The organism is Streptomyces sp. NPDC051776, from assembly GCF_040681345.1.
Classification (GTDB): domain Bacteria; phylum Actinomycetota; class Actinomycetes; order Streptomycetales; family Streptomycetaceae; genus Streptomyces.
The window spans coordinates 97,534-124,310 of the sequence record NZ_JBFAYQ010000018.1; the positions used below are offsets into that span (position 1 = coordinate 97,534).

At 70.3% G+C, this 26,777-nt stretch carries 20 protein-coding genes, 2 tRNA genes and 3 pseudogenes; 9 read left to right on the forward strand and 16 right to left on the reverse strand.

Annotation, left to right across the window (positions count from 1 at the left end; translation table 11 throughout):
* Positions 1-67: 67 nt before the first annotated feature.
* From AB0M26_RS16555 to AB0M26_RS16565, 3 genes and pseudogenes are all read left to right on the forward strand, one after another.
* Positions 68-349 (forward strand): annotated as a pseudogene (locus AB0M26_RS16555) (cell division protein FtsK); the annotation flags it as partial.
* Between the two features lie 353 nt (positions 350-702).
* On the forward strand, positions 703-1,026 hold the full coding sequence (locus AB0M26_RS16560) for a helix-turn-helix domain-containing protein (RefSeq protein ID WP_365260989.1): 324 nt from the start codon (positions 703-705) through the stop codon (positions 1,024-1,026).
* A pseudogene (locus tag AB0M26_RS16565) lies at positions 978-2,070 on the forward strand (site-specific integrase). The gene AB0M26_RS16560 and the pseudogene AB0M26_RS16565 overlap by 49 nt, the downstream one beginning before the upstream one ends.
* Before the next feature lie 81 nt (positions 2,071-2,151).
* On the opposite strand, the gene AB0M26_RS16570 reads toward AB0M26_RS16565, so the two are convergent.
* Together AB0M26_RS16570 and AB0M26_RS16575 are read right to left on the reverse strand one after the other, a co-directional pair.
* Positions 2,152-2,224: transfer RNA gene (locus AB0M26_RS16570), tRNA-Arg, on the reverse strand.
* 180 nt (positions 2,225-2,404) lie between these two features.
* Positions 2,405-2,494, reverse strand: a tRNA-Ser gene (locus AB0M26_RS16575).
* A 471-nt stretch (positions 2,495-2,965) separates the two neighbouring features.
* On the opposite strand from AB0M26_RS16575, the gene AB0M26_RS16580 reads away from it, so the two are divergent.
* Complete coding sequence (locus AB0M26_RS16580) at positions 2,966-3,451, forward strand: SSI family serine proteinase inhibitor (RefSeq protein ID WP_365260992.1); 486 nt, start codon at positions 2,966-2,968, stop codon at positions 3,449-3,451.
* Between the two features lie 505 nt (positions 3,452-3,956).
* Complete coding sequence (locus AB0M26_RS16585) at positions 3,957-8,417, forward strand: PAS domain-containing protein (RefSeq protein WP_365260995.1); 4,461 nt, start codon at positions 3,957-3,959, stop codon at positions 8,415-8,417.
* Positions 8,418-8,556: 139 nt separating this feature from the next.
* Here AB0M26_RS16585 and AB0M26_RS16590 read toward each other — a convergent pair whose 3' ends face one another.
* The 7 genes from AB0M26_RS16590 to AB0M26_RS16620 all read right to left on the reverse strand — a co-directional run bounded on the left by AB0M26_RS16590 (position 8,557) and on the right by AB0M26_RS16620 (position 15,066).
* Positions 8,557-10,206 (reverse strand): long-chain fatty acid--CoA ligase, encoded by a 1,650-nt coding sequence (locus tag AB0M26_RS16590; RefSeq protein ID WP_365260998.1) that lies wholly within the window; start codon positions 10,204-10,206, stop codon positions 8,557-8,559.
* A gap of 127 nt (positions 10,207-10,333) precedes the next feature.
* Positions 10,334-10,864, reverse strand: coding sequence for a SigE family RNA polymerase sigma factor (locus AB0M26_RS16595; protein WP_365261001.1), 531 nt, complete (start codon positions 10,862-10,864; stop codon positions 10,334-10,336).
* A 209-nt stretch (positions 10,865-11,073) separates the two neighbouring features.
* Positions 11,074-11,940, reverse strand: coding sequence for a DUF1906 domain-containing protein (locus tag AB0M26_RS16600; protein ID WP_365261004.1), 867 nt, complete (start codon positions 11,938-11,940; stop codon positions 11,074-11,076).
* Positions 11,941-12,003: 63 nt separating this feature from the next.
* Positions 12,004-13,170 (reverse strand): lipid-transfer protein, encoded by a 1,167-nt coding sequence (locus tag AB0M26_RS16605; protein ID WP_365261007.1) that lies wholly within the window; start codon positions 13,168-13,170, stop codon positions 12,004-12,006.
* The gene (locus AB0M26_RS16610; protein WP_365261010.1) at positions 13,167-13,664 is read right to left on the reverse strand and encodes a MaoC family dehydratase; all 498 of its coding nucleotides are present in this window, start codon (positions 13,662-13,664) and stop codon (positions 13,167-13,169) included. The genes AB0M26_RS16605 and AB0M26_RS16610 overlap by 4 nt, the downstream gene beginning before the upstream one ends.
* Before the next feature lie 4 nt (positions 13,665-13,668).
* The gene (locus AB0M26_RS16615) at positions 13,669-14,577 is read right to left on the reverse strand and encodes a bifunctional MaoC family dehydratase N-terminal/OB-fold nucleic acid binding domain-containing protein (protein WP_365261013.1); all 909 of its coding nucleotides are present in this window, start codon (positions 14,575-14,577) and stop codon (positions 13,669-13,671) included.
* A 177-nt stretch (positions 14,578-14,754) separates the two neighbouring features.
* Positions 14,755-15,066 carry a hypothetical protein gene (locus AB0M26_RS16620; RefSeq protein ID WP_365261016.1) on the reverse strand — a complete coding sequence of 104 codons (312 nt, stop codon included), beginning with the start codon at positions 15,064-15,066 and terminating at the stop codon, positions 14,755-14,757.
* A gap of 299 nt (positions 15,067-15,365) precedes the next feature.
* Between AB0M26_RS16620 and AB0M26_RS16625 the strand changes: the two genes are divergently transcribed.
* Positions 15,366-16,358: a bifunctional DNA primase/polymerase gene (locus AB0M26_RS16625; RefSeq protein WP_365261019.1), complete on the forward strand. Its 993-nt coding sequence runs from the start codon at positions 15,366-15,368 to the stop codon at positions 16,356-16,358.
* Between the two features lie 262 nt (positions 16,359-16,620).
* On the opposite strand, the gene AB0M26_RS16630 is transcribed toward AB0M26_RS16625, so the two are convergent.
* On the reverse strand, positions 16,621-17,043 hold the full coding sequence (locus tag AB0M26_RS16630; RefSeq protein ID WP_365261022.1) for a MarR family transcriptional regulator: 423 nt from the start codon (positions 17,041-17,043) through the stop codon (positions 16,621-16,623).
* A gap of 128 nt (positions 17,044-17,171) precedes the next feature.
* On the opposite strand from AB0M26_RS16630, the gene AB0M26_RS16635 reads away from it, so the two are divergent.
* Both AB0M26_RS16635 and AB0M26_RS16640 read left to right on the forward strand, forming a co-directional pair.
* Positions 17,172-18,155 carry an aldo/keto reductase gene (locus AB0M26_RS16635; protein WP_365261025.1) on the forward strand — a complete coding sequence of 328 codons (984 nt, stop codon included), beginning with the start codon at positions 17,172-17,174 and terminating at the stop codon, positions 18,153-18,155.
* A 113-nt stretch (positions 18,156-18,268) separates the two neighbouring features.
* Positions 18,269-19,102 carry an SDR family oxidoreductase gene (locus tag AB0M26_RS16640; RefSeq protein ID WP_365261028.1) on the forward strand — a complete coding sequence of 278 codons (834 nt, stop codon included), beginning with the start codon at positions 18,269-18,271 and terminating at the stop codon, positions 19,100-19,102.
* A gap of 72 nt (positions 19,103-19,174) precedes the next feature.
* Here AB0M26_RS16640 and AB0M26_RS16645 read toward each other — a convergent pair whose 3' ends face one another.
* From AB0M26_RS16645 to AB0M26_RS16665, 5 genes and pseudogenes are all read right to left on the reverse strand, one after another.
* A complete protein-coding gene (locus tag AB0M26_RS16645; protein ID WP_365261031.1) occupies positions 19,175-19,717 on the reverse strand; it encodes a GNAT family protein in 543 nt (180 codons plus the stop codon).
* A gap of 102 nt (positions 19,718-19,819) precedes the next feature.
* A complete protein-coding gene (locus tag AB0M26_RS16650) occupies positions 19,820-20,704 on the reverse strand; it encodes an SDR family oxidoreductase (RefSeq protein ID WP_365261034.1) in 885 nt (294 codons plus the stop codon).
* A 371-nt stretch (positions 20,705-21,075) separates the two neighbouring features.
* Positions 21,076-21,339, reverse strand: a pseudogene (locus AB0M26_RS16655) (GNAT family N-acetyltransferase); the annotation flags it as partial.
* 215 nt (positions 21,340-21,554) lie between these two features.
* Positions 21,555-22,235 (reverse strand): DUF899 family protein, encoded by a 681-nt coding sequence (locus AB0M26_RS16660; RefSeq protein WP_365261037.1) that lies wholly within the window; start codon positions 22,233-22,235, stop codon positions 21,555-21,557.
* 712 nt (positions 22,236-22,947) lie between these two features.
* Positions 22,948-23,556 (reverse strand): helix-turn-helix domain-containing protein, encoded by a 609-nt coding sequence (locus tag AB0M26_RS16665; protein WP_365261039.1) that lies wholly within the window; start codon positions 23,554-23,556, stop codon positions 22,948-22,950.
* 134 nt (positions 23,557-23,690) lie between these two features.
* Here AB0M26_RS16665 and AB0M26_RS16670 point away from each other — a divergent pair, with 134 nt between their 5' ends.
* On the forward strand, positions 23,691-24,452 hold the full coding sequence (locus AB0M26_RS16670; RefSeq protein WP_365261042.1) for an SDR family NAD(P)-dependent oxidoreductase: 762 nt from the start codon (positions 23,691-23,693) through the stop codon (positions 24,450-24,452).
* 892 nt (positions 24,453-25,344) lie between these two features.
* On the opposite strand, the gene AB0M26_RS16675 is transcribed toward AB0M26_RS16670, so the two are convergent.
* Positions 25,345-26,214: a DUF4396 domain-containing protein gene (locus AB0M26_RS16675; protein ID WP_365261045.1), complete on the reverse strand. Its 870-nt coding sequence runs from the start codon at positions 26,212-26,214 to the stop codon at positions 25,345-25,347.
* Positions 26,215-26,777: the final 563 nt, after the last annotated feature.

The following is a 26,777-nucleotide window of genomic DNA, read 5'->3' on the forward strand; positions in this document are numbered from 1 at the left end:
GGGTCAATGTCGCGAGGTTGAGGACTCTGCCGCAGGGACGCAGTAGGCCCCCGGAAATACTCCGGGGCGCATGCGCGATGTCTCGGTGACGCTGATGTTCGCCTCGGTGGTGGTCGGCTCCATCTCGCGCATGGGCAAGACGTTCCTGATGCGCCTGTTCCTGCTCATCGCCGCCCTCGACCCCCGAACGGAGCTCTACGCGTTCGACTTCAAGGGCACCGGCGACTTCAGCGCCCTGGAACCGGTCTGCCACCGCTACCGCGCCGGTGAGGAAGACGAGGACATCCTCTATGTCCTCCACGCCCTGCGGGAGCTGAAGAAGGAACTGCGCCGCAGGGCGAAGGTCATCATTGACCCACCACACCCAACCGCGCACACGGTTCCAGCCGCAGAAACCGCAGAAACCCGCGCCCACACCCGCTGACCAGCAACAACGGCCCTCGGGCGTCCCAGCCGCAAAATCCCGGAAACTGCCGCACAAATCAGCGCGGTCCCCGTCCCGGCTCGATGCGCGGTGCCCGGCGCCTATTTCTGCGGAGATTCCCGCGAATTTTGCGGCAACCACCCCCACACCTCCAACACCGCAGGTCAGACCCCATATCCGCACCTTCTTGCGGATTCTGCGATTTCTGCGGCACACACCCTGCCCGCGACTCGACGGTCTCACTGCGACGGCCCGACCCCTGCGAAACGGAGGATGCCGTGACGCTGACCGCACCCGAGCATGACGCGCCTCTTCTCTACTGCGTGCCGGACGCCATGAGGTTCCTCAGCATCAAGTCAAAGAACACCATCTACGACCTGATGCGCACCGGTCGTCTGCGCTCCGTCAAGGAGGGGCGCGCACGCAAGATCCGCCTATCCGCACTTCACGAGTACGTCGCGCTGCTGGAGCGTGAGGCAGGAGAGCAGCAGGGAGCAAGCGCCGCAGCAGGGGCGACGGTGGGCTTCATTGGGACGACAAGCGTCAGCGCTGGATTGCCACAGCCAGCCTCGGCTATGACCCCAGCGGCAAGCGGATCGTGAAGCGCGGCAGCGGTCGGACGAAGACCGAGGCCAAGAACAAGCTGAAGGAAGTCCTTCGCGACTACGAAGACGGTCTCGCGATCGCACCCGCTGACTACACCGTCGAGAAGGCCGTGAACGCCTGGCTGACCTACGGCCTCACTGAAGTCGACGCGGCGACCGTGACCAACTACACCAACCTCTGAGAAAAGCACGTCATACCCGCTCTGGGCGCGCGGAAGCTGCGCGAGTTCAGCGCGGACGATGTGGACGAGTGGCTTGCGGCCAAGGCACCGTCGCTCAGCACCCGCACACTGCGGCTGCTGCATTCACTCCTCAACCGCTCCATCCGACGAGCCATGGCGCGGGACAAAGTGAAGCGCAATGTGGTGGAGCTGTGCTCGATCCCGAAAGGCCGAGAGGGGCGCCCTTCCAAGGCGCTGACCCTTGCCCAGGCCGAGGCCGTGCTGAACGTGGCGGAAGGCTCCCGGCTGCACGCGTACATCGTGGTCGCGCTGCTCACGGGTGCCCGCACCGAGGAGCTACGGCCGCTCACATGGGATCACGTGGACCCCGACGGAGCACCGGACGCCGTTCCAGGGATCCCCCCGCACATCGCCGTGTGGCGCTCTGTCCGAGCAGGAGGGGAGACGAAGACCCGGAAGTCCCGCAGGACTCTGGCGCTGCCCGGTCGGTGCATCGCTGCCCTGACAGCACATCGTGAACGGCAAGCCCGCCAGCGTGCAGCTGCAGGCGCGCGTTGGCAGGACCAGAACCTGGTGTTTCACCTCCGAGGTGGGAACCGCGCTGGACGCTGCGAACGTTCGTCTCCACTTCCGGCAGGTCCTCGGCGACGTCAAGGGTCTGGACCCCGAGGAATGGACCCCGCGTGAGCTGCGGCACAGCGTCGTCTCTCTGCTGTCGGACAGCGGCGTACCCCTCGAGGAGATCTCGCGGCTCGTGGGCCACTCCGGAACAGCCGTGACAGAGGAGGTCTACCGTAAGCAGATTCGTCCGGTGCTTCAGACTGGCGCGGTTGCTATGGATCGCATCTTCGAGGGCTGATCTCGGGCCGGCAGTCACGCAGTTAGTCACGCAGCAAAACCAGAGGGCCCCTTCCACGTGTGGAAGGGGCCCTCTGAGCTGCGCGCTCGGCAGGATTCGAACCTGCAACCTCTTGATCCGTAGTCAAGTGCTCTATCCGTTAAGCTACGAGCGCTTGCGTCCCGACGTTTTCCGGCCGGCCCGCGGTGCGGGAACAACATTACATGACCCGCCGCCGCACGTGAAATCCGTTAGCCATCCACCACCTGACCTGGGCAAACGCCACTTGACACGGTCAAGAACGGCTGAAGCCCCGGCCGTCGGGGCCGGGGCTTCGATGATCAAGGAGATCGAGCGGAGGCTCCGGGATTTGAACCCGGGATGGGGGGTCACCCCAAACCGCATTAGCAGTGCGGCGCCATAGACCAGACTAGGCGAAGCCTCCTCACACACCCGCGCGAGCGCGATGTGGTGTGTGCAGATGATGGCACAGCCGCGTGGGCTGTCACCAATCGCACCCTACGGTACTAGGCGCGCGGGCAGCAGAGCAAAGCCCTTCCTGGTCGCGCCGGGTCCGGAGGGGGCCCGGCCTCCCGGCGGGATCTCGGTGATCGGATGTCCGGCACAGGTGACACGCCAAGGCGAGGCGCCCGGCGGACCGGACGGCCGACCCGGGGTGCCGGTCGGGCGGTGACGGGACCGGTCGCAGCCGCCCACGGCCCGTTCTACCGGCGGGCGGTGACCGGACCGGTCGTAGCCGCCTCTCCACCCCGGTCACTCCTAGGGACCCCGGTGGCTTGCGCAACGCCTCGGCGGCCGGAGCGTTAGTAATGGCGGGCTCGCGCGAGCGGCCCCTGCCGCCCCCGACGCCCTGACGCCCGAGCCCCGTCTCCAGTCCGCACCCCAGGAGTTCCCGATGCTGCTCCGCCGCCTTGCGCTGGTCACCCTGACCGCTGCCGCCGCCCTTGCTGCCGCACCTGCCGCCGGAGCCGCCGCAGCTCCCATGCCGCACCCCATGCCCCTCCCGTTGCTCGGATCGTTCATGCCGCCGCCGTCCGTGGCCCCGGCCGGTGAGGACCGGCTCACCATCACCATCAGCAACAGCGGCAACCGGGCCGTCGACGGCCGCTACTCCCTCGACTGCCACCCCACGGGCGGTACGCACAGCCAGGCCCGGGCCGCGTGCGACCGGCTCGACGAGATGACCCGGTGGGGCGAGGACCCGTTCGGGCCCGGGGAGCCGCGCGGCAACTGCACGATGATGTACGGCGGTCCGACCACCGCGCGGATCACCGGCACCTGGGCCGGGCGCCCGGTCGATGCCCGCTTCGACCGTCACGACGGCTGCGCGATCGCCCGCTGGAACCGTCTCCGGCCCGTCCTTCCCGAGGCCGGCGTCTGAATCGGGTGCACACGCACCGGAGTGCGCCCGGCCCCGGTCCGCGCCCCCGCCCGGTTCGCCCCGGCCACCGCATGGCGTCCCGGTGAACCGGCACGCACGCCGCGCGAACCGGAGGGAGGGCCGCGCGAACCGCCACGCGCGCCGGGCGATCCGGGGCGACCCACCAGTCCGGTCCGCCACCGACCCGTTTCGTACGCATACCTGCAGAATCGGAACGCCCACCGACCGATCCTGTTCGAGCGCCGGGCGACACCCGTACCCAAGGGTGTCGCCCGGCGCTGTCCGGAACTGCTGGGAAGGGGCCCATTCCTATGCCGTCGCCGACGCCCAAGGCTTATGTCAGGCGTGCGGTAAGTCGCACAAACTCGTCGCTCGTCCTCCCCTCATCCGCCGTTGCCCCCGCAACGGGTGCCCGTAGACTCCCTCCAGTGACACGCCCCGGAGCGCGCGGCAGAATGGCCGGGGCCGTCAGGTAAGGAGCAGTGATCAGGGAGGAATGGTCGTCGTGAGCAGCAGGCCATCCCGGGGCGCTGCTCGGCTTGCAGCCATACTCGATGCGCTGCCCGACGCGCTGCTGCTGGTGAACTGCAACGGCACAGTCGTCAACGCCAACACCATCGCCCTGGAGACGTTCGAGGCACCGGGCACCGCCCTCGTGGGCCGGGGCCTGCTCGACCTGTTGCCGTCCTTCGACTCTCGCCGCATCCCGGGGTCGATGCGGCAGCCAGAGGCCGACGAGGGCCGGACGAAGCCGACCCGGATGGTGGCCCGGCGCACCGACGGGTCCGAGTTTCCCGTCGAGGTCACCAGCGCGCACCTGGAGGACGGCCGCACCCCGTACGCCGACCCGTCCCTGAACCACTTCACCGGTGACGAGCTGCTGATGCTGGTCGTCCGGGACCTGTCCGGAACGGTGGACACCGAGGCCGAGCTGGCGCGCCAGCAGCGCCAGACCGAGATGATCCTGCGCGCCGCGGCCGAGGGCGTCGTCGGTGTCGACACGGACGGCAAGGTCGTGCTCGTCAATCCGTCGGCCGCGCAGATCCTCGGGTACCGAGCCGGGGATCTCGGTGGCCAGGAACTGCACCCGCTGATCCACCACTCCCGCCCCGACGGCAGCCCGTTGCCGTACAACGAGACACCGCTCGCCGACTCCCTGCGGTCCGGCCGCAAGCACCGCGTCCGGGGCCAGGTGCTGTGGGCGAAGGACGGCCGCGCGGTCCCCGTCGACATGACGACCGCGCCCGTACGCGACGGGGAGCAGCTCGTCGGCGCGGTGATGACGTTCACCGACCGGCGGAAGTACAACGCGGTGGCCGCGCGGCACGCCCAGTTGCTGGCCGTACTGGACGAGGCACTGCGCGGGCCGCTCGACCAGCTCCGCTCCGAGCTGGGCACGCTCGCCTCGGACCCGGCCGGGCAGCTCTGGCCCGAGGCCAACCAGATCCTGCACTACCTGACCGCCGGTTACGCCCGGATGACCACCCTCATCGACAGCGTGCTGAGCTACCAGCGCCTCGACACCGGCAAGGAGCGGCTGGACCGCGCACCGGTGTCCCTCGATGGTGTGGTGTCCGCGGGTGTCGAGGGCGCTATCGAGCTCATCGGCCCCGGACGCGCACAGTTCGCCGTGCACGCCCCGCCGATCGAGGTCGAGGTGGACGCGAAGCGGCTGGCGCAGGCGCTGGCACATCTCATCGCGGATGTGGCGGGAGTCGATGCGACGGGTAACGCCCCGGCCGCCGGCGGCTCCGGTGACTCGACGATCGTGGTGGCGGCGGCGCAGCGCGGCGAGGTCGTACGGATCGAGGTGCGGGGACCGTATGCCGGAGGCGACCCGGTGCACGAGCCGATCGTGCGCGGCATCGTGGAGCGGCACGGAGGCGTCCTGCAGACCCACGAAGTGCCGGGAACGAGCGGCAATGCGTACGTCCTCGAGGTGCCGCTGAGCGCGGACGGCGACGCGGCCCCGGAGCGGACCGTCGACGCCCGGGACCGGGAGAACGCCACGACCGTGATGCCGGTGCCGACACAGCGGCAGCGGGGCACGGAGGTTCCCGGCGGGGCGGCGGCCGACCCGTCACAGGCGGCAGGGGGGACGGCGAGCCGTACGAACGGCGGTGTGCGGTCGGGCGCACCTGGCTCCGGCAGTGTGACCGTGCCCGCACAGTCGACCGGCTCCGAGCCCGCGCCGACGGGACGCCGCCGTGCGCGGCGGAGCCCGGAAGGCGACCCGATGGCGGGCGGCGGACAGGGGGTACCGGGCGCGCATCCGGCCGACGCGGCCGCGGGGGGTCCGGCATCCGGCCATGGCGGCCATGGCGGCCAGGAGGGCCCGGACGGCCAGGACGCGGGTGTGCCGGCGGGGCAGCCCAGGCCGACGGGGCGGCGGCGGGGCCGGCCGAGCTCTACCGAGGCACAGTCCGTACCGCCCGAGGGCATGCCGGGCGGCACGACCGGGGGCGACAGCACGCGGGCCGCCGCCGGTGCGGCCGGACCGCGGACGGGCCGGAGGGCCCGGCACGGAGGCCGCGACGCGTCGTCCGGCTCGCTGGCGACGGCCGCGGACGAGCGTCCGGACAGCGGCGAGGGCACCAACTCGCCCGTACAGAACGGGATGTATGCCGCGGGCGGGAACGGCACCGTTGGCGGACCGCAGCAGGGCACCGGCCGTGAACCGCAGTCGTCCGCCCTGCCCGCGCTCCCCGGACCGGCGGACCACGGCAGGCAGCAGGGGCTCCGGACCCCGGACACGCAGGGGCAGCAAGGTCTGAGCCCGGTCCCCTCCCAGCTGCGTCCGGCGGGCCTCAACGGCCCGAACGTACCCGTGCCGCCGCAGGGCAGCGGCCCTGAGGTGCAGGACACCACCATCGAGCCGGCAGCGCACCGCGGACGCCGGCTCGGCACACCCGCCGAGGGGACTCCTGCGGCGCCGGAAGCACAGCCCCAGGCCTACGGCGCGGGTGCCGAATCCGCGGAGCCCGCCGCGCCGCAGCAGGTTGAGGGCCCCCCGGACGGACGGCCAGGCGGCCGGCGGGTGCGCCGAGTGCTGGCCGACAGCGGCCGGGCGCTCCCCGCCGGAGCACAGGACCAGGCCGTGGACGATGAGGCGGGTGCGGACCGCCAGGCCCTGGCCCTGCCGCCCGCGGAGGGCGACCGACCGACCGGACCGACCGGACCGACCGGACCGGCTGGGCCGGGCCCTTGGGCCGGGGACGAGCAGAACCGTCACGACCCGATGGCCCCGGGCATCGACGCTGAACACACTCCGCCGCAGGCCCACCCCGTACCGGCGCCAACCGGCCGACGCCGTGCCCGGCGGGACCCGGCCGAGGAGCAGCAGAGCAGGCGCCTGTCGGCCGACGCGGGCGCGCCGGCGGCACCGCGGTCCACCCCGGCTCAGGGCTTCCCCAGCCAGGACCCCGGCCTCCCCGCGGAGGGCCCGGCCGGGCCGCCTGCGCAGCAGGAGTCCGGGGTCGCGGGGGCGTTGCCGGCGGCCGTGGACCAGGCCGGTCCCGGCGCTCCGGTCTCGGCCGGGCCGCCGGCCGACGCACAGCCGCAACCCGACGCACAGCCGCAACCCGACGCACAGCCGCAACCCGACGCGCAGCCCCAACCCGCCGCACAGCCGCAACCCGACGCGCAGCCACAGCCCGACGCGCAGCCGGGGCACGCGCCTCCGCCGCAGGCGGACCGCAACCGCGCCGCCCAGCCGCTGCCCGCCGAAGCCCCCGCCCCTCCGGCACGGACGGCGGCCGCGTCGGCGCAACCGGTACAGCCGCAACCGGCACAAGCGACCCCGCCGGGCCAGCACCCGGTCCGGCTCCAGCCACCGCCGGGGCAGCCGCCGGCTGCCGACGGTCCGGCGGCCGCACAGTCGCGCGCCATCAGCGTGCGGACGCTCGGCCAGGGCGTGCCGTTCGCGCAGCAGATCGCCGATCAGCAGCGACCGCCATCCCCGCCGGCCCAGCCGTCCGGCGGTTCCGGCAGGCGGCGCAGGCTCGCAGCGCCGCCGCAGGAGGGCGATCGGACGCCGCCGCCGTCAGGCCCGCCCGAGTCCGCCGCACGCCCCATCGAGCAGCAGCAGCCCCAGGCACCGCGGTTGCTGGACTCCACGGAGGGCAGGGCGTACGCGATCGGTGCGCCCGACGAGGGCAGCGAGGGTCCCGAGCCGCTGGACGGCCCGAACGGCGCCGTGGACGTCACGGACTCCCAGGTCGCTCCGCCGATGGATGACGAGCTGCCGCCCGAGCCCCTGGACAATCCGCGGCGGCTGCTGGTGTGGCCCGCTCCGGACGTCGCGACCCAGCAGGCGCTGAGCGACCGCGGCTACCGCCCGGTGATCGTCCACTCCCGCGAGGAGGTGGACGCCCAGATCGCGGCCTATCCGGCGGCGCTCTTCGTGGACCCGCTCACCGGGCCGATCACCCGGACCGCGCTGCAGTCGCTGCGTACGGCGGCGGTGGCGGCCGAGGTTCCCGTGCTGGTGACGGCCGGACTCGGGCAGGCGACTCGGGAAGCGGCGTACGGCGCCGACCCGGCGGTACTGCTGAAGGCGCTGGCACCGCGCGACAGCGAGCAACACCCGCCGCGGGTGCTGCTGATCGAGGCGCACGACCCGATCGCGGGCGCCCTGACAGCGACGCTGGAGCGGCGCGGCATGCAGGTCGGGCGTGCCGCTGCGGATGCGGACGCGGTGACGCTCGCGTCGCAGATGCGCCCGAACCTCGTGGTGATGGACCTCATGCAGGTGCGCCGCCGGCGCGCCGGAATCGTGGACTGGCTCCGGGCGAACGGTCTGCTCAACCGCACCCCGCTGGTCGTCTACACCTCCGCCGACATCGACCCGGCGGAGCTGCCGCGGCTCACCTCGGGCGAGACGGTTCTCTTCCTGGCGGAGCGCTCGACGAGCCCGGATGTGCAGAACCGGATCGTGGATCTCCTCGCGAAGATCGGGGCGAACTGACTCAAAACGCCCGGGCCCTGGGGCAAGACGGGCCGTCGATGGCGTGCGCGGGCGCGGGCCCACGCGTAACGGAGAAGGCCGGGGCGGTCACACCACCGCCCCGGCCTCCGTGTCCTTCCTCCCGCGGTGCCTGCGGCCGTCACATCTCGGTGACGTCGAGCTCCCCGTCCGCGTACTGCTTGCGCAGCACCTTCTTGTCGAACTTCCCGACGCTCGTCTTGGGAACGGCCGGGATCACGGCCCACCGCTCGGGCACCTGCCAGCGAGCGATCCGTTCCCCGAGCCAGGTCCTGAGCGACTCGTAGTCGGCGGTTGCGTCCTCCTTCAGGACGACGGTGGCGAGCGGCCGTTCGCCCCACTTGGTATCGGGTACGGCCACGACCGCGGCCTCGGCGACATCCGGGTGGGCCATCAGATGGTTCTCCAGCTCGACCGAGGAGATCCACTCACCGCCGGACTTGATGACATCCTTCGCGCGGTCGGTGATGTTGAGGTAGCCATTGGGAGTTATCGTCCCGACGTCACCGGTGCGCAACCAGCCGTCCTCGGTGAACTTGTCCTCGGGCCGCAGGGGGTCGGCGCCGGCGCCGCCGTAGTACGAGCCCGCGATCCAGGGACCCCGCACCTCCAGCTCACCGGCCGACTCGCCGTCCCATGGCAGGAGTCCGCCGTCGGGCCCGGACAGCCGGAGTTCGACGGAGGAGCACAGGCGGCCCTGGCTGAAGCGGTACGGCCACGCCTCCTCCTCGCTGACCCCGGCGGGCGGGTGCGAGACGGTACCGAGCGGCGAGGTCTCGGTCATGCCCCAGGCGTGGACGACGCGGATGGCGTGCCGCTCCCAGAAGGCCGTCATCAGTGTGGGCGGACACGTGGCCCCGCCGATGACGACCGTGCCGAGGCTGGACACGTCCCGCTTGTTGGCGTCGAGTTCGGCGAGCAAGCCCTGCCAGATGGTGGGTACGGCGGCGGCGACGGTGGGCCGTTCGGTCTCGATCATCTCGGCGAGCGGGGCCGGCTGCAGGAAGCGGTCGGGCATCAGCAGCGAGGTGCCCGCCAGGAAGGAGGCGTGCGCCAGGCCCCAGGCGTTGACGTGGAACATCGGCACGACGGGCAGGGCGGTGTCGCGTCCGGTGAGCCCGAACGCCTCGGCGCTGTTGACCTGCATCGAGTGCAGATAGAGCGAGCGCTGGCTGTAGAGGACGCCCTTGGGGTCGCCGGTCGTGCCGGAGGTGTAGCAGAGGGCGGCGGCCTCGCGCTCGTCGAGGTCGGGCCAGTCGAAGTCGGTGGGCCGGCCGGCGATCAGTTCCTCGTAGTCGTGGACACGGGCTCGGGCGCCGTCGAGGACGGCACGGTCGCCGGGCCCGGCGACGACGACGTGCTCGACCGACACCAGCCCGGACAGCAGCGGGGCGAGAAGCGGGAGCAGTGTGCCGTTGACGATGATCACGCGGTCGGCGGCGTGGTTGACGATCCAGGTGAGCTGGTCGGCCGGGAGGCGGAGGTTGAGGGTGTGCAGGACCGCACCCATGGAGGGGATGGCCAGATAGGCCTCGAGGTGGACGCTGTTGTTCCACATGAGTGTCGCGATGCGCTGGTCGCCGACGACCCCCAGCTCGTCACGGAGCGCATGCGCGAGCTGCGCGGCGCGGGCCCCGGTCTCGGCGAACGTACGACGCTCGGGTTCGCCCTCCCCGGTCCATGTGGTGACGAGCGAGCCGGCGTGAACGGTCGATCCGTGCCGCAGGATGCGGCTCACTGTCAGCGGTACATCCTGCATCGAGCTGTACACCGTGGCCTCCCGAGGTCGCGGTTACGCGAAGGTAGTGGTGAGCAGATTCTGCTTCCATACCAAGCGGTATGTCACTACTCCGCGCACAACCGTGCCGGTGTGGGGTGTCCCACGTCCGGAGGTCGGTTCAGGCGGCACAGCCCAGTTCGGGGTCCTCGCGCAGCTTGGAGAGGGCACGGGAGACGGCGCTCTTGACCGTGCCGACCGAGACACCGAGCACCTCGGCGGTCTGGGCCTCGCTCAGGTCCTCGTAGTACCGGAGGACGACCATCGCGCGCTGGCGGTCGGGAAGCCGGGATATCGCACGCCACATGGCGTCGTGGAGGAGCTGCTGTTCCGCGGGGTCCGGGGCCGGGGCGGCATAGGGCTCGGGCAGCTCGTCGCAGGCGAATTCGTCGACCTTGCGCTTGCGCCACTGCGAGGTGCGGGTGTTCACCAGGGCACGTCGCACGTACCCGTCGAGCGCCCGGTGGTCCTCGATCCGCTCCCAGGCCAGGTACGTCTTCGTCAGCGCGGTCTGCAGCAGGTCCTCGGCATCGCAGGGGTTCGCGGTGAGCGAGCGTGCGGTGCGCAGCAGGACGGGCCCGCGTGCCCGTACATAGGACGAGAACGACGGGAACAGTGCTGTGGTGGCGCTCGTGCAGACTGGCGTGGTCATGCGCCAAACCTAGGAGCGCGGAGGGTGCCGGGGGATCGCCCGCAGGTCCCTTTGAGGGGTCAGCCTCAGGTTGTACGCACGGTGCGAGCCCTACCTCCCTCAGGTGGAGCGGTCTCCGCCCCCGGGTCGGGGGTCGCGGTCGGAGTCGATGTGCGGGTGATCCGGTACGTACGGAGGCGTGTACGAAGGGTACGCGTCAACGTCCGTCTCTAGGCGGCGGGTTCGTCCCGGTCGACGACCGCGACGGGCGCGTCCACCAGATTCGGGTCGACCTTCATCGTCACGCCGCCGTACGTCTCAACGAGGTTGCCCTTGTACTGGTGGATGCGGCGATGCGGGGCCCACGCGGTGCGGTCCAGCACCGGTTCGTCGTAGAGCGACGGTGACACGTTCCAGCGGGCGAACCACATGATGTCGGGCAGGTCCCGCACTCCGCTGCGGCGCGCGCTCTCGACGTGCTCCACCCCCGAGGTGGAACTGCTGTAGAAGCCGGGGAAGTAGCCCTGGCGGCGCACCTCGCGGCTCCATGCGCGGATGAAGGAGAGGGTGTGCTCGGCGCATGCGGTGTCGCGCTGGTCGTACGCTTCGACGTCGAGGTAGAGGGCACTGCGCTCCAGCATGCCGAGTTCGGCGGCGCTCTCGACGGCGTCGCGCCCCTCCTCCGTGCCCAGGGTCCACGGGTCCCCGTCGATGGGCACCGTCTTCTTCTTCTCGTTCAGCACGCAGGGGGACTGCGAGCCGACGTAGAGCGGGAGGATGCTCCAGCCGGTTCTGTCCACCTCGTGGATCCAGCGGCGGCCCAGGTTGGCCTGCGTCTTGCAGGCGCGGCCCCGGCCGGCGAAGTAGACGCCGACGGCCCGGTAGTGGGATTTCCGCCAGGCGTTCATGGAACCGAGGGACGGGGCCTCGCAGGTGTCGAAGCCCAGCCCGGTGAAGACCTCCGCGCCCTTGGAGAGCGGGTCGCCGTCGCCCGGGTCCTTCGCCGCGGCTCCCCCGGCGAAGAGCCCGCCGAGCACTGCGGCCAGGGCCGCGAACAGCGCGACCACATATTGAATGATCTTCTTTCGTCGTTCCATAGGGCGAGTGAACGGTGCACGCAACCCGGAGAAGCGCCAGACACGCGACCTGGCTGATCGAAGTCAGCCGGAAGCACCAATGAGAAGCCCGGATGTCGGAACTCCGGTTCCCGCCGTCACCAGAACCGTGCTAGCTCCCGCAATCTGGTTCACGGCGCTGCCGCGCACCTGCCGCACGGCCTCGGCGATGCCGTTCATCCCGTGCAGATACGCCTCGCCGAGCTGGCCGCCGTGAGTGTTGAGCGGCAGGTCGCCGGCGGCGACGAAGGCACCGGCCTCACCACGGGGGCAGAAGCCGAACTCCTCGAGCTGCATCAGTACGAACGGGGTGAAGTGGTCGTAGAGGATCGCGACGTCGATGTCGCCCGGGCCCAGCCCGCTCCCGTTCCACAGACGGCGTGCGACGACGCCCGACTCGGGCAGGCCCGTGAGAGGGCCGTGGTAGAAGCCGGTCATCTGCTCCTGCGCCCGGCCGGCACCCTGGGCAGCGGCCGTGATGACGGCGGGTGGGTTGCGCAGGTCGCGTGCCCGCTCCATCGACGTCACGACGATCGCCTGCCCACCGTCCGTCTCCTGGCAGCAGTCGAGCAGCCGCAGCGGCTCGACGATCCAGCGGGAGGCGGCGTGGTCGTCGAGCGTGATCGGCTTCCCGTGGAAGTACGCGGCCGGGTTGGTGGCCGCGTACCTGCGGTCGGTGACAGCGACATGACCGAAAACCTCGGGTGTCAGCCCGTACGTGTGGAGATAGCGCTGCGCCGCCATGGCGACCCAGGAGGCGGGGGTGAGCAGACCGAAGGGCAGCGACCAGCCGAGCGCGGCGCCCTCGGCCGAGGGTTCACGATGCTGCACGCCCGAACCGAAACGGCGGCCGGACCGCTCGTTGAACGCGCGGTAGCAGACCACCACGTCCGCCTGGCCGGTGGCGACGGCCATGGCCGCCTGCAGCACGGTGGCGCAGGCCGCGCCACCGCCGTAGTGGATCCGGGAGAAGAATGAGAGTTCACCGATGCCGGCCGCCTGCGCCACGGTGATCTCGGGGCTGGTGTCCATGGTGAAGGTGACCATGCCGTCGACGTCGGCGGGGACGAGCCCGGCGTCGTCCAGGGCCGCATGCACCGCTTCGACCGCGAGCTTCAGCTCGCTGCGGCCGGAGTTCTTGGAGAACTCCGTGGCGCCGATGCCGGCGATGGCCGTCCTTCCGCCCAGGCTGTTCCGGCCGCGGACGCTCATGCCCTCGCCTCCGGGTTCTGCTGGTCCGCCATGTCCGGGGCACTGCGGGGGAGTTCCACGGTGACCGTGCCGGTGACGTGGTGGCCGAGGTTGTTGGTGCCGGTCACCCTGACCTCGGCGAACCCGTCGTCCACGGACGTGACGGTGCCGGTCAGCACCATTTCGTCGCCGGGGTGGTTGGGCACGCCCAGGCGGATGGCCACCTTGCGCAGCTGCGCCCGCGGCCCGAAGTGGTCGGTGATGTACCGGCCGACGAGGCCATTGGTGGTGAGGATGTTCATGAAGATGTCGGGGGAGCCCTTCGCCCGGGCCGCTTCCGCGTCGTGATGCACGTCCTGGTAGTCGCGGGAGGCGATGGCTCCGGCGACGATGAGCGTGCGGGTGACGGGGACGCGCAGGGGCGGGAGTTCTTCGCCGGGCCGCGTCGTACCGCGGGGGCCGGGCGACCGCGTCGTGCCGACGGGGCCGGGCGGGTTTCCGGGGGGGCGCGTCATGGGTTCAGCCCTCGCTTCCGCGGAAGACGGGAAGGGTCAACTCCTCGTCAGCGGCGTGGAATTCGAGCTCCACCGGCATGCCGATCCGGACCTTGTCGTACGGCACCCCGGTGACGTTGCTGATCATCCGGACACCCTCGGCCAGTTCGACCAGAGCCACCGCATAGGGAGGGTCGAAGGCGGGGAACGGCGGGTGGTGCATGACGACGTAGCTGTGGACGGTGCCGGAGCCGGAGGCGCGGACCGTGTCCCAGTCGGCCGACGCGCACGCGTTGCACCCGGGGAGCCAGGGGAAGCGGAGCGTCCCGCAGCGGGTGCAGCGCTGGAGGAGGAGTTCGTGGCGTGCGACGCCCTCCCAGAAGCCGGCGTTGTCGCGATTGATCACGGGCCGCGGCCGCCTGGCGGCCCGGTCCTGTGATCCGGCCTCTTCCGCACGGGACCTCCGCTGCGCGGGCGCGTACTTGAGGACGCGGAAGCGGTGGGTGCCCGCGGGCTCGCCGTCGGCCGTGATGTCCATGCGCGTGGTCACGAAGTGGCCCGGGCCGAGCTTCGTCGTCTTCCGCGGGGACACGGACTCGATCACGGCGTCGAAGCCGATGCGGTCGCCGGGGCGGAGCGGGCGCAGGTACTCCTGCTCGCAGTCGGTGGCCACGATGGAGGTGAATCCGGCCTCGTCCAGAAGCTCCAGCAGTTCGATGTACGCCCCGGTCCTCCGCGGCCCGGACAGCCCGGCCATGGTCCATGCCTGCAGCATCGTGGGCGGGGCGACGGCGGGGTAGGCGGGACTGGTGTCGCCCATGGCCTCGCACCAGTGCCTGATCATGGGCTCGTTGACCGGGTCGCGCCCCTGCCCTCCGGTCGCGGCGGGCTGCCCCTCGTACGCCGTGATCCGCTCGTACAGGCCGTCGTCCACTCCCACCCCACCCCCTGCGCCGTACCACCGGTCAATTTTCTGACTGTCCGTCAGATAAGGAGCGGTGTCAAGGTCGCGGACCGTACTGGCCGGAGCCGGACACGGCTGCGCGGCGGCACCTCGCAGGTACCGCCGCGCGAACCGTTCACCCTCCCCGGTGACCGTGAGACCCCCCGCTCACTTCAGTTTGCTGAAGTACACCGAGACATCGTGCGTGGACTGGTCGATGGTGGTGCCCTCCGCGTCCTTCACGCTCGCGGTGCTGTTCTGGTTCGAGGCGCCGGCGCCCGTCGAGACCTGCTGCACCGTGGTGGAGTTGCCCGCGTTGCCGCCCCTGGCCCCGCTGCCCACGACCGCGGCGGTACTCGCGTTCGATCCGTCGCCCGCGGACGGCCCGTTCTCGGCCTGCGCCACACCCGTGAACAGGGCGGCCGCCAGTGGCAGCGAGGCGACGGCGGCGAGGCCGCGGGCGGTACGGATGCTTGCCATGTGTGTCCTCCATGAGCGGAAGTCCTGGGTGCTACGCGGCAGTTGGCCGGCCGCCTTCGCGCTGCGACGACGTCGCGCAGCCCAGAGTTGCCCACGAAATGTGAGAAGAAAGCCCGGGACGACCCAATTCGCCCGCACGCGTGAGAGCGGGACGGCAAACCTCGCGCGCACCCGGAAGCCGCGGCTCGCACCGCGCGCCGGGCGGGCCCCAGGGGGAGCCCCACCACCGCACCCCTCCTTCGAGTGAGGAAGAGAAGGCACCCTTTCCAGACTCGAACATGTGAACGAAAATATGGGGTATGGCTTCGCCCGCCACGCCCTGGCCACCGTCAGGTACTCCTCCGGCCGGCCCGCGCCGCCACGCCCTCGCCGCGGCGGCGCTCGGCCTGCCCGTGATCCCCTTGACCCGCGGAAAGCTGCCGGCCGTGCGCTCCCCCCACCACGCGGACCCCGCACCCGTCCGGTGCACGGGCGAATGCGGTCGGGTCGGCCACGGCATCCACGACGCGACGACCGACCCAGAGACGGTCCTGGCTCTCTTCGCCGCCGCGCCGTGGGCGACGGGCTACGGCATCGCCTGCGGCCGCGCCCCGCACCACCTCATCGGGCTCGACCTGGACGTCAAGAACGGCACGGACAGCCTCGCCTCACTGCGGCGGCTCGCCTGCGAACACGGCTTCACCGTCCCCCGCACCGTCACCGTCCTCACGCCCAGCGGCGGCCGCCATCTGTGGCTGACCGGCCCGCCCGGCCGCCCCGTACCGAACTCGGCCGGCCGCCTCGCGCCCGGCATCGACGTGCGCGGAAGCGGCGGCTATCTGGTCGGCCCGGGCTCGTACACCACCTGGGGGGTCTACCGGCTCGCCCCGGGCCCGATCCGGCCGGCACCCGTGCCGGGCGCGCTGCTGCGCCTGCTCGTACCGCCGCCGCACCGCGCGCCACCGCGGCACCCGGATCCGTACGCGGCCGGGCACCTGGGCCCCTGCGCACCGGGCCCGGACGCAACCGCACTCATCCGATTCGTACGGGATTCGCAGCCGGGGCAGCGGAACGACCGGCTCTTCTGGGCGGCCTGCCGGGCCTACGAGAGCGGGCTCGGCGCGGACCTGGCCCGCGACCTGACCGACGCCGCCCGCAGCACGGGCCTCACCGGGCGCGAAGCCCGCGCCACCATCGCCTCGGCGGCCCGGCACACGCTCCGGGGGCGGCCGGAACAGGGGCAGCAGGAACAAGGACGGCCGGAACAGGGAGGCGGGAACAGCGGACGCCGTGCGGTCCGACGCCCGCTGTGACGGCAGACCCTAGGCAGGTCCCTAGTCCCGACGGTGCCATCCTCAGGACGACGAGCGAGTCAGGCGCCGGCCCGTCGCCGCGAGCCTCACGCGCCTCGTCGCCCCAGTGCTCCGGCTTGCCCTTGCGAGTGAGCCGGATCTCCCGCGTACCCCCGGAGCGGGAGTGGGGAGGGGGCGTCCGGCGGGTCCGGGCGCCCCTTCCGCTTGTTCCGTACGGTGTTCGCTCGAACTCCCCGCACCGGCGAACTCCATGAGGCGAACTCTATGAATCGGCCATGAGCCGCAGGAGATCCCGCAGTTCGCGCCGCTGGTCCTGCCCGAGGGCGACCAGCGGGTCGCTCGCGAAGCGCAGCCGTTCCTGAAGGTCCTTGGCCGTGGCCTTCCCTGCGTCGGTGGTGGCGAGCAGCTTGACCCTCCGGTCGTTCGGGTCGGGACGGCGCTCGACGAGGCCGCGGGCCTGGAGGCGGTCGATGACGCCGGTGAGGTTGGACGGCTCGGCGCCCACCCGCTCGGCGATCCGCCGCATCGGCAGCGGCGTCTCGTCCAGGGCGAGGAGCACTTTGACCTGCTGCGGCGTGATGTCGTGCTGGGCGGCGGCGGCCTCGTACTCCCGGCTGTAGCGCGTCGTGATCTTTGCGAAGAGGGCGATCACCTCGGAGGACAGCGGGTCGCGCGCAGAAGCCATGGTCACAGCCTAAGGGAACTGGTTGGGCACAACCAGAATTGACAATGATGGTTATGCATCATAACTTCTTCGTGTCAGCGAGGCGCGCACCCCACGCCCTCCTCACCCGACACAGCGGGAGCCGCACCATGAAGCAGCGCACTCTGGGCACCGGCGGACCGACGGTCCACCCTCTCGGCCTCGGCCTGATGGGCATGTCCGAGTTCTACGGCGCCACCGACGACACCCGGTCGATCGCCACCATCCACCGCGCTCTCGACCTGGGCGTGAACCTGCTCGACACCGCGGACGTCTACGGCTCCGGCCACAACGAGGAACTGCTCGGCCGTGCCCTGGCCGGCCGCCGGCGCGACGAGGCCGTCGTGGCCACCAAGTTCGGTGCCCGCCGGCAGGGCAACACCGTCACCGTCGACTCGACCCCCGGGTACGCCAAGTTGGCGGTCGACGCCTCGCTCACCCGCCTGGGCCTCGACCACATCGACCTGTACTACGTGCACCGCCGCGACCCGCAGGTACCGATCGAGGACACCGTCGGCGGCCTGGCCGAGCTCGTGGCCGCCGGAAAGGTCCGCCACATCGGGCTGTCCGAGGTCAGCGCCGACACCCTGCGCCGGGCCCACGCGGTCCACCCGGTCGCCGCCCTCCAGACCGAGTACTCGCTGTGGGAGCGCTCCGTCGAGGCGGACATCCTGCCCACCGCGCGTGAGCTGGGCATCGCCCTCGTCCCGTACTCCCCCGTGGGCCGCGGATTCCTCTCCGGCGCGGTCACGGACCTCGCCACGCTCGCCGAGGACGACTACCGCCGGGTCGACCCGCGCTTCCAGGGCGAGAACCTGCGCCGCAATCTCCGCCTGGCCGAGCAGGTCCGGGCCCTCGCGTCCGACATCGGGATCACCCCCACCCAGCTCGCCCTCGCCTGGCTGCTGCACCAGGGCGATGACGTCGTCCCGATCCCCGGCACCAAGCGCATCGCGTACCTCGAGGAGAACACGGCCGCCGCGGATGTACGCCTCGGCGCCGCACACCTCGCAGCGCTCGACGCGGCCCTGCCGCCGGGCGCGGCCGCTGGACTGCGCTACCCCGAGCAGCTGATGGATCGAGTCAACAACTGACGTCCGGCCGGCACCGGTCGCACCCATCCGGAACCGCATCTCTCCGCATCCCCTCCCCGCACCTCTCCGCATTCCCTCCCCCTCCGCAACCACGAAAAGCACAGGAGCACACCATGAAGGTCGTCCTCATCACCGGCACCTCCACCGGCATCGGCCGGGCCGCCGCCGTCCTCGCCGCCAAGGCCGGTTACCAGGTCGTCGCGACCATGCGCGACACGGACAAGGCGGGCCCGCTGCGCGAGGCGCTGCCCGGGGCCGACATCCGGCGGCTCGACGTCGTCGACCCCGCTTCGGTCGCGGCCTGCGTCGAGAGCGTCATCGCCGACTACGGGCGGCTGGACGCGGTGATCAACAACGCGGGCGCCGGACACCTCGGCACCATAGAACTGGAGGACGTGGACGACGTCCGGAGGGTCATGGAGGTCAACTTCTTCGGCGTCGTCCAGGTGTCCAAGGCCGTCATGCCGCACCTGCGCGCCTCACAGGGCCGCCTCATCACGGTGACGAGCGTCGGGGGAGTGGTGGCCCAGCCGTTCAACGAGGCGTACTGCGCCGCGAAGTTCGCCGTCGAGGGGTGGATGGAGAGCCTCGCCCCGGTCGCGGGCAAGCTGGGGGTCACGGTGAGCGTCGTCGAACCGGGCGCCGTCGTCACCGAGTTCGTCAGCAACGTCCGCGCGGACCGCGACGTCGAGGCCATGATCGCCGGCGCCGGCGACTACCAGCCGGTGATCAACAGCTACCTCGCACGGACCGCCGAGGCCTACGACGCCTCGACCTCCCAGACCGCGGAGGAGTGCGCGGAGGCGGTCATCCGCCCCTTGACCGACGCCGAACCCCGCTTCCGCTACCAGACGTCCGACTGGGCGGCCGAATTCACCGCGGTGAAGCTGGCCGACGCGGACGGCTCCGCGGTCCAGCGGCTCACCGGCTCCTGGCTGAACGCCTGACGGGCGTACGCGGTCGACGCACGGGACGGCCGGACCGGGACACGGTCCGGCCGTCCCACCGCTGTCGGCGGCCTACGCGGTGAGCGCACGCCACCGTTCGGCGAGCAGCCCGAAGAGCAGGTCGTCGGTCCACTCCCCCTTGAGCCAAGTGAACTCGGGCCGCCTTCCCTCGCGTTGGAAGCCCATGCGCTCCAGAAGCCGTGCGGAGGCCGTGTTGCGCGCGTCGCACTCCGCGGAAACCCGGTGCAGGCCTCGCTCATCGAACAGCTCCCGCAGCATCGCGCCGACCGCCTCGGTGGCGTAACCCCGGCCCTGCCGGTCCGGCGCGATGGTGAATCCGATCTCGGCCTGCATCCGGTTCTCGTGCAGACATACAGCCACGTCCCCGACCAGTGCGCCGTGGGCCTTCAGCTCCACCGCGTACTGGAACCACCCCGGCTCAGCGGGGTCGCCTGCGGCGTAGGACCGTACGAGCGCGTCCGCGGCCTCGACCGGGACCGGCGAGGCCCAGCTCTGGTAGCGGGCGACTTCCGGATCGGAGCGGTACGCGGCGAGCGCGGGCGCGTCCTCAGGCCGGAAGCGTCGCAGGGAGAGTCGGTCGGTCTGCGGAAACATCTGCGGAGCATCTCACGCCGTACTGCCGTACCGCCGTGCCGTCGTACCGCGGGTGCCGGGCAGGGGTCCCGGCGCCTTCGCTCAGGGCAGAGGCGTAGTCGCTCAGGGCAGAGGCGTACCGCCCGTCGCGTTGACGATCTCGGCCGTGATGTAGCTCGCCTCCGGAGAAGCGAGGAACACGTACGCGGGAGCCATCTCCACGGGCTGGGCGGCGCGTCCGAGCGGTGCCTGACGGCCGAACTTCTCCGTGTCCGGCAGGGTCGCGGGGATGAGCGGAGTCCACACGGGACCGGGCGCCACGGCGTTGACGCGGATACCGCGCTCGGCGAGATTCCCCGCGAGGCCCTGGGTGAACGTGACGATCGCGCCCTTGGTGGTGGCGTAGTCCAAGAGGTGGGTGCTCGGTTTGTACGCCTGCACCGACGTGGTGTTGATGATGTTGGCGCCCGCCTTCATATGGGGGAGGGCCATCTTGCACAGCCAGAACATGGCGTAGAGATTCGTGTGCATCACACGGTCGAACTGCTCCGTCGAGATGTCCTCGATCCCTTCGGGCTGGGACATCTGGTAGGCCGCGTTGTTCACGAGGACCTCGAGTCCGCCGAACTCCTCCACGACCCGGTCGACCAGGCGCCGGCATTCCTTCTCGTCGCGGACGTCGCATGCCACCGCGACCGCCCGGCGCCCTGCCTCCTCGACGAGGCGTGCCGTCTCCCCCGCGTCCTTCTCCTCCTCCGGCAGATGGCTGAAGGCCACGTCGGCACCTTCCCGGGCGAAGGCTATGGCCACCGCACGGCCGATACCGGAGTCTCCCCCGGTGATGAGCGTGCGGTGGCCCTGGAGGCGGCCGCTGCCGCGGTAGGAGGTCTCGCCATGGTCGGGCTCGGGCTCCATGTGCTCGGTCAGGCCGGGCGGCTCCTGGTCCTGCTGGGGGAATTCGGGCCGCGGATGCCTGGTCGCGGGGTTGTCCGGGCGCTCGGTGCTCATGTGTTCTCGCCCCCTCGACGGAACTTCTCGCCGGGTCGGTCGCGTGCTGTTCGGGCTTCCCGCGGTACCCCGGCCGGGCGCTTCGTAACGGCGGCCGGGGCCGGAGCCCGCCCCGGCCCTGGCCCCCGGCGCATGCCGGGTCGCCCGCCCGGTGGAGCGGCCGGAAGGTGCCACGCCCGCGGGGGCCGAACCGCGGTCGCCGCCCCCGCGGGCACCGGACCGCGTGGCCGGACCGCGTGGCCGGACCGCGGGCGCCGAACCGCGGGCGCCGAACCGCGCATGTCCCAGTCGCAGCCTGCCTGCACCCAGCCGCAGCGCTCGTAGGCCGCGCCGCGGGAGCGCGTGGCAGCGCCCCCGCGCAGCAGGCTGTCTCAGATGCCGAACGGCGCGGCGTAGCGGACGGTTCCGCTGGGCAGCGGGCGACCGGCGTCGAGGGTGAGGGCCATCAGGGCCGCGTCCGGGACGTCGATGGTCAGGCCGATGCCGTGGGCGGAAGCGCGGACGAATCCGAACCGGGGGTAGTACTCCGGGTGTCCCAGAACGACGACGTAGTACTCGCCCCTGTCCCTACCCGCAGCCAGGGCCGCGCGGATGGCCGTGGAGCCGGCGCCGTTCCTCTGCTGCTCCGGCCGGATGACGTCAGGCCACGATCCGGGACGTGAGGGAGACCCGGGTGCTGCGCACGGTGGCCGTGAGCGCGGTCATCAACCTCACCTCCCTTGCTCTTCTCCGCTCCCGATCCAGCACGGACGAACGGCAGTCTATGCAGTCCCGCCGACGGGCCGCCATGCGTTTTCGGGGCCTGCGTCGTGCGTGGTCGGTGGGTCAAGAACCGGGGCTCAGCGCAGCATCAGTAGTCGAGCGCGGCGATCCAGTCGTCGCGGCCTCGGCGGGTGAGGTCGAGGATGTGCCACACCGGGGTGAGCAGATCGATGCCGCGCTGGTCGATGGCGTCGGACATCCTCGGGTGCACCGAGTAGAAGTGGCGCACCGACCCGTTGCCGTCGCGGGTGAACACCGACACGGTCGAGTCCTGGTTGCCCTCGGCGTCCTCGCTGCCCAGGTCGTACTTGAAGGAGCTCGCTCCGGCGCTGAGCAGACGCAGGTTCGTCCACCGCCGGTTTCTGGCGTGCGCGCGCAGAGCGGGCAGACCGGCCGCGGCGACGATCGCGAGGTCCACGTTCTGCGCGAGGTGGTGGGCGACTCCGTTGAAACCGTCGATCCACATCGTGCACATGGGGCAGGGGTCGGTCTGCCGCTTGCCGTACATGAAGTGGTAGACCACCATCTCGCGCCCGGGCCGGGTGAACAACTCGCTCAGTCGTACGGTCCGCGTCGGCGCGTCACCGCCGTCCAGGTCCGCAGGTCCTTCCTCGAAGGCGTAGTCGTCGGCGACGGGCCCCAGTGGGAGCCGACGGCGCAGGTCGGCGACGCGTTCGCGATGATGCATCAGTTCGATCTCGGCTTGGCGCAGCTCCTCGCGGGCCTTGATGTAGTCGGCCGACTCCCCGGCGAGATTGGTCTGGCGCATGGCTGCCTCCTGACGCCTGGCTGCCTCCTGGACGGCCGGCACGTCGCTGCCCCTCATCACCCATTGTCTGCTCACGCACCGAGGCCGCCACGTGAGCCGAAGGGGGCCGCGCGCTGCCGCCGCCCTGTGCGCGTGTGGCTACCTGGCGCAAGGGCGCCAGCCCGTATGCACGCCCCAACTCGTGAGTCCGCTTGGCTTCGAAGCTGTGTCACATCGTCTTTCCACTGGTCAGCGGGCTCGTTACCGATCAGTCAGAGGCTTGATTCGGCCAAGCAGGTCAACGTTGTGCCACTCCCACTCCCTGCTGGCCACGCGAGGCGCTGGCTCAGCGGGTTCGCCCGGCAACGTCCAGGCTCAGCGGGTTCGCCCGGCAACGCCCAGGGGGCGGGCCGAGTGCAACGTCCGTATGGAGTACGCCGGCCAGCACGAGCAGGCTGCCGCCGATGGCCAGGGCGGCCAGTGAGGGATCCCACAAACGGGGCACCCGCTGGCGCGTGGACGTCCGTGGGGTTATCGTCAACAGGGAGAGCGACCGGTCTTCCTACCTCTCATGGTGGCGTCGCGGCCCTGGCCGGGCCGCCACCAGGCAAGCAACTGCCAGTGGGGGCCCGGTGCACGTCGAACAGAGATGAAAAGCTCCATGAAGCCAACCCGCGCCCCGGCTTGTCCGGGGTCCAGCAGAGGGCCGGTGTTTCGCCTGGCCCCGGTGGGGTCAGGCGCCCGATCGGATGAGCCGGACCGCGTTCAGCAGGGTGTTGTGGGCGGCCGTCGAGTCGTCCAGGTAGCCGGCTGCCATCGCGCCGTCGCACAGCATCAGCAGCGCACCGGCGGCCGACTCCGGGTCGGCGTGACCGAGCCGGGTGAGCAGTTCCTGGAAGAGGGTGCGGGTCCAGTCCCGGTGGGTCATCACCAGGGCGCGGACCGGATGGTCGGCGTCCGGGTATTCTGCGGCCGCGTTCAGGAACGGCGATCCGCGAAAGCCGCGCTCACGGGCGTGCTCGGCGATCGCCTCGAAGATCAGGTCGATCGCCTCCGCGGGCGGGTGCCCGGCGGCGAGCGGTTCGGCCACCTCCTTGTAGTAGGCGTCCTTGGTCAGCAGATAGGCGATGACGAGGTCGTCCTTGGAGGCGAAGTGCCGGTAGAACGTCGCCTTCGTCACCCCGGCCTCGGCGATCAGCCGCTCCACGCCGATCGCGCGCACGCCCTCGTAATAGAACAGCCGCGACGCGGCCCGAACCAGGCGCTCGCGCGGTGGTAGGTCTCCCTCGATTTTGGTCTCCTGGCCCTTGGTATTGACGGTCTTCCGCCCAGTGGTGCTCACTTCCCCATTCTGCCCTTGGCCCCAGCATTGAGGGGCCGCTACCCGAGTACAGCCCGCGCCAGTACGGCTGTCTTCCCCTCCATCCCGCACGGCCCGCAGCAAGGTGACGTGCCGCGTATCGAAAGGTTTGAACGATGACCCGTCGTCTTGAAGGAACCGTTGCCCTGGTGACCGGAGCATCCAGCGGTATCGGCCACGCCACCGCCCTGGAGCTTGCCCGCGAGGGGGCCTCCATAGCCCTGGTCGGCCGACGCACGGACCGGCTCACGGGCCTCGCCGCGGAAATCTCCGACGCCGGTGGCAAGGCACTGGTCGTGCCCTCCGACATCACCACCGCCCAGGCCGCCGCGGAAGCGGTCGAGCGGACCGTCGAGAACCTGGGCCGCCTGGACACCCTGGTCAACAACGCCGGGCTCATGCTGCTCGGGCCCGCACCCAGTGCGGACCTGAACGACTGGCGCCGCATGATCGACATCAACCTCATGGGCCTGATCTACACCACCCACGCGGCCGTTCCCCACCTGGTCAAGGCAGCCATCGAGGCACCGCGTCGGGTCGCCGACATCGTCAACATCGGCTCACTCGCCGGCCGCAACGCCTACGCCATGTCCGCCGTGTACAGCGCCACCAAGTTCGGCGTCGGCGCCTTCAGCGAATCACTGCGCCAGGAACTGGCACGCCAGCACGTCCGCGTTTCCGTCATCGAGCCGGGCAGCGTCGACACCGAACTGCGCACCCATAACCCCGACATCATCCAGCAGCACATCACCGCCGCCCTGGGGGACATCGAACGGCTGCAGAGCCAGGACGTCGCCGACACCGTCGGCTACATCGTCACCCGCCCCCGGCACGTGGCCGTCGCCGAGCTGCTCGTACGCCCCACCGAGCAGGTCTGAGCCGATCGGCCATCGGCGTCTCCAAGTTCACCCACCGCACCCTGACCCAATTGCTCAACGAGACCGGAAACACGCCCGTCCCAGATCGAGCTGCATGGGTACTTCCCCCAGGCCGAGAGCATGACGGCTGCCTCCGAACTGACATCGCAGTACGCCGCCAAGAGCCCAACGAACCCCGGCCGGGATGTGACACAGGTCCTGAGCGCTAGCCGTACTGCTCGGGCAGACGCAGCAAATTGATTTGCCAACGGCCCCTAACCAATCTCGCTGGTCAGGGGCCGTTCGTCTGCGGAGGGTGTGGGATTTGAACCCACGGTGACATCGCTGCCACGACGGTTTTCAAGAGCGTCAAGCGTGCAGTAAGAACCTCCTGGTCAGGAGCGACTTCGCACTCTCTGGTGAGGGCGCTGGCCCACACATGGCCCACGGCCCCGGGTAAGGAGGTTGCTCCTGCCCCCCTCGCGGAGCCTCATGACGTCACACTGCGGAGTCAGTGTCGGCACCGTGCAGGGTGTCGGTGGCGTCGTTCGGGACGCGCCGGGCCCCGCAGCATCGGCGCGCGTACGGGCGGTGCAGAGGACGGTGTGGCTGCCCAGACTTCTTGGCCCGGGCAGGGGGTTGGTTACTGGGAGATTTCGGCGGGCCCGGGATGGTTGCTCGGTGTGACGCATACCGCTCGCATACGCGCTACTTGGCGGTAGGGGCACGGAGTGCCAGTTCGCGATCGTGATGCAGGCTGGCATTGCCGCTGGTCCGGGAGGCGTTCGTGGTCTACACCGCCAATAGCAGCCGTCACAGCGTGATAACCGCAAACCGGCCATCCTGCAGCCACATCGAAGCCCTGGCTGTCACCCACGCAGTAAAACCTCTGAAGTCGCGCTGCGTCCCTAATTCAGTCGAGATACCCGAAGATTGCGGCCAAAAGCACGCCGGATGACAGAAAGACGAGTGTGAGGGTCGCCATGGCGGCCTTTTGTTCCCGCGTTAGCTCCGGTTGTGACATGATCCTTCCAGCGCTGGCTGGATCCCCTGCTGCTGCCGACTTTTGGACGGGTTCTCCTCCCTTGCCTAGTACACGGACAGTCCCCATCCCATGCTTCAGGTGGTTGTACACCAGCCAGACATTGACCGGGTAGGCAAACATCAGTCCAGCCAGCACGGCGAGGGAGAAGGTCGTCCAAAAGCGCACACTGGCAGCGTCTTCAGTTCCAGGAACGTGGCTCCGGATGATTACGATCACCGCCACCATGGCGCCCATCACGCAGTTCATTGAGAGCCACTCCGCGAACACCGTCGCACGAACGGCACGGCGGTAGCTTCCGCCAAGCATGTCGCGCATGAATAAGGCCTGAAAGACGAGCAGGCCGAAGCCGAAGCCCACCACGTATTCGAGTAGGCTATCGGCCCAGGCAGGGAGGCCGATCAATGATGCAATGACGGCTGCCATCATGATGCCGGTGGCATCACCGGCCAAGCAGTGGATGGTCGATCCAAAGGCCTGCTTCCACAAGGGTGCCACGAACCGCTCGTGGGTCCCCGGCTTAGGTTCCTGACAGGAGAGCGCATAGAGTGCAGCACCGATCGGACCGATGTAGAGGGTTACCAGCACCCAGCCCCACTTCATTACGGTTAGTTCAGGGTTTTTGGTGAACGCATCGAATGCGACGTAAGCGGTAGACAGGCTCACCAGCAGAAACCAGGTGTACATGAGCGCGTCAGCATAGGTACCGCTGATGCCACCGGCTGCCATAAGCACGTCCACTCGCCCGGCCTCCTCGATCGCCCACCTGAGACGTTATATTTCAGCAAAACCCATGATGCACCCGAGTGACCGTCCTTGGAGGACGTCCCTCGGCGCGTCTTCCAAAGAAGGGCGGGGGAATGTGTCTGGCGGTGCCCCGCTGCACCATCTATCAGTGGGATCTACCTCTGACCTTGTGCAGTGCTCCGTCCTTCAGGGCGGAGGTGAAGCGCATATCGGTATGTGCTCCACGAGGCTCTCGCAGTGACGGGCCAGCAACCTCAGTAGCGCGGCGAGGTCGGCATAGTTCGGGCCAGCCGTCACTTCGCTCGCCAGATAGCCAATGCAACCATCTCGGTTGACAGCAATCTGTTCGTCCCAGCACTTACTGATTGGACTCACCTTGTGTTCAGCACGAGGGGTAGCCTTGCCGTGTGCTGGCCCTTTTCGATCTCGACAACACCCTGATTGACCGACGCGTTGGGCTAGTACTCCAGTCTGACTTCGCGATCTTGTGGCGAACCCGGCTGGGAACGGGTACGGCCATCGCGTGATCATCGGTTGGTGTGTGGACAAACGAAGAT

Bases quoted from the DNA above. Each gene is read 5' to 3' on its own strand.
- AB0M26_RS16580 (WP_365260992.1), top strand. From the start codon at position 2,966: ATGCTGCTCCGCCGCCTTGCGCTGGTCACCCTGACCGCTGCCGCCGCC.
- AB0M26_RS16595 (WP_365261001.1), bottom strand. From the start codon at position 10,864: ATGACCACGCCAGTCTGCACGAGCGCCACCACAGCACTGTTCCCGTCG.
- AB0M26_RS16600 (WP_365261004.1), bottom strand. From the start codon at position 11,940: ATGGAACGACGAAAGAAGATCATTCAATATGTGGTCGCGCTGTTCGCG.
- AB0M26_RS16605 (WP_365261007.1), bottom strand. From the start codon at position 13,170: ATGAGCGTCCGCGGCCGGAACAGCCTGGGCGGAAGGACGGCCATCGCC.
- AB0M26_RS16610 (WP_365261010.1), bottom strand. From the start codon at position 13,664: ATGACGCGCCCCCCCGGAAACCCGCCCGGCCCCGTCGGCACGACGCGG.
- AB0M26_RS16620 (WP_365261016.1), bottom strand. From the start codon at position 15,066: ATGGCAAGCATCCGTACCGCCCGCGGCCTCGCCGCCGTCGCCTCGCTG.
- AB0M26_RS16625 (WP_365261019.1), top strand. From the start codon at position 15,366: ATGGCTTCGCCCGCCACGCCCTGGCCACCGTCAGGTACTCCTCCGGCC.
- AB0M26_RS16630 (WP_365261022.1), bottom strand. From the start codon at position 17,043: ATGGCTTCTGCGCGCGACCCGCTGTCCTCCGAGGTGATCGCCCTCTTC.
- AB0M26_RS16635 (WP_365261025.1), top strand. From the start codon at position 17,172: ATGAAGCAGCGCACTCTGGGCACCGGCGGACCGACGGTCCACCCTCTC.
- AB0M26_RS16640 (WP_365261028.1), top strand. From the start codon at position 18,269: ATGAAGGTCGTCCTCATCACCGGCACCTCCACCGGCATCGGCCGGGCC.
- AB0M26_RS16645 (WP_365261031.1), bottom strand. From the start codon at position 19,717: ATGTTTCCGCAGACCGACCGACTCTCCCTGCGACGCTTCCGGCCTGAG.
- AB0M26_RS16650 (WP_365261034.1), bottom strand. From the start codon at position 20,704: ATGAGCACCGAGCGCCCGGACAACCCCGCGACCAGGCATCCGCGGCCC.
- AB0M26_RS16660 (WP_365261037.1), bottom strand. From the start codon at position 22,235: ATGCGCCAGACCAATCTCGCCGGGGAGTCGGCCGACTACATCAAGGCC.
- AB0M26_RS16670 (WP_365261042.1), top strand. From the start codon at position 23,691: ATGACCCGTCGTCTTGAAGGAACCGTTGCCCTGGTGACCGGAGCATCC.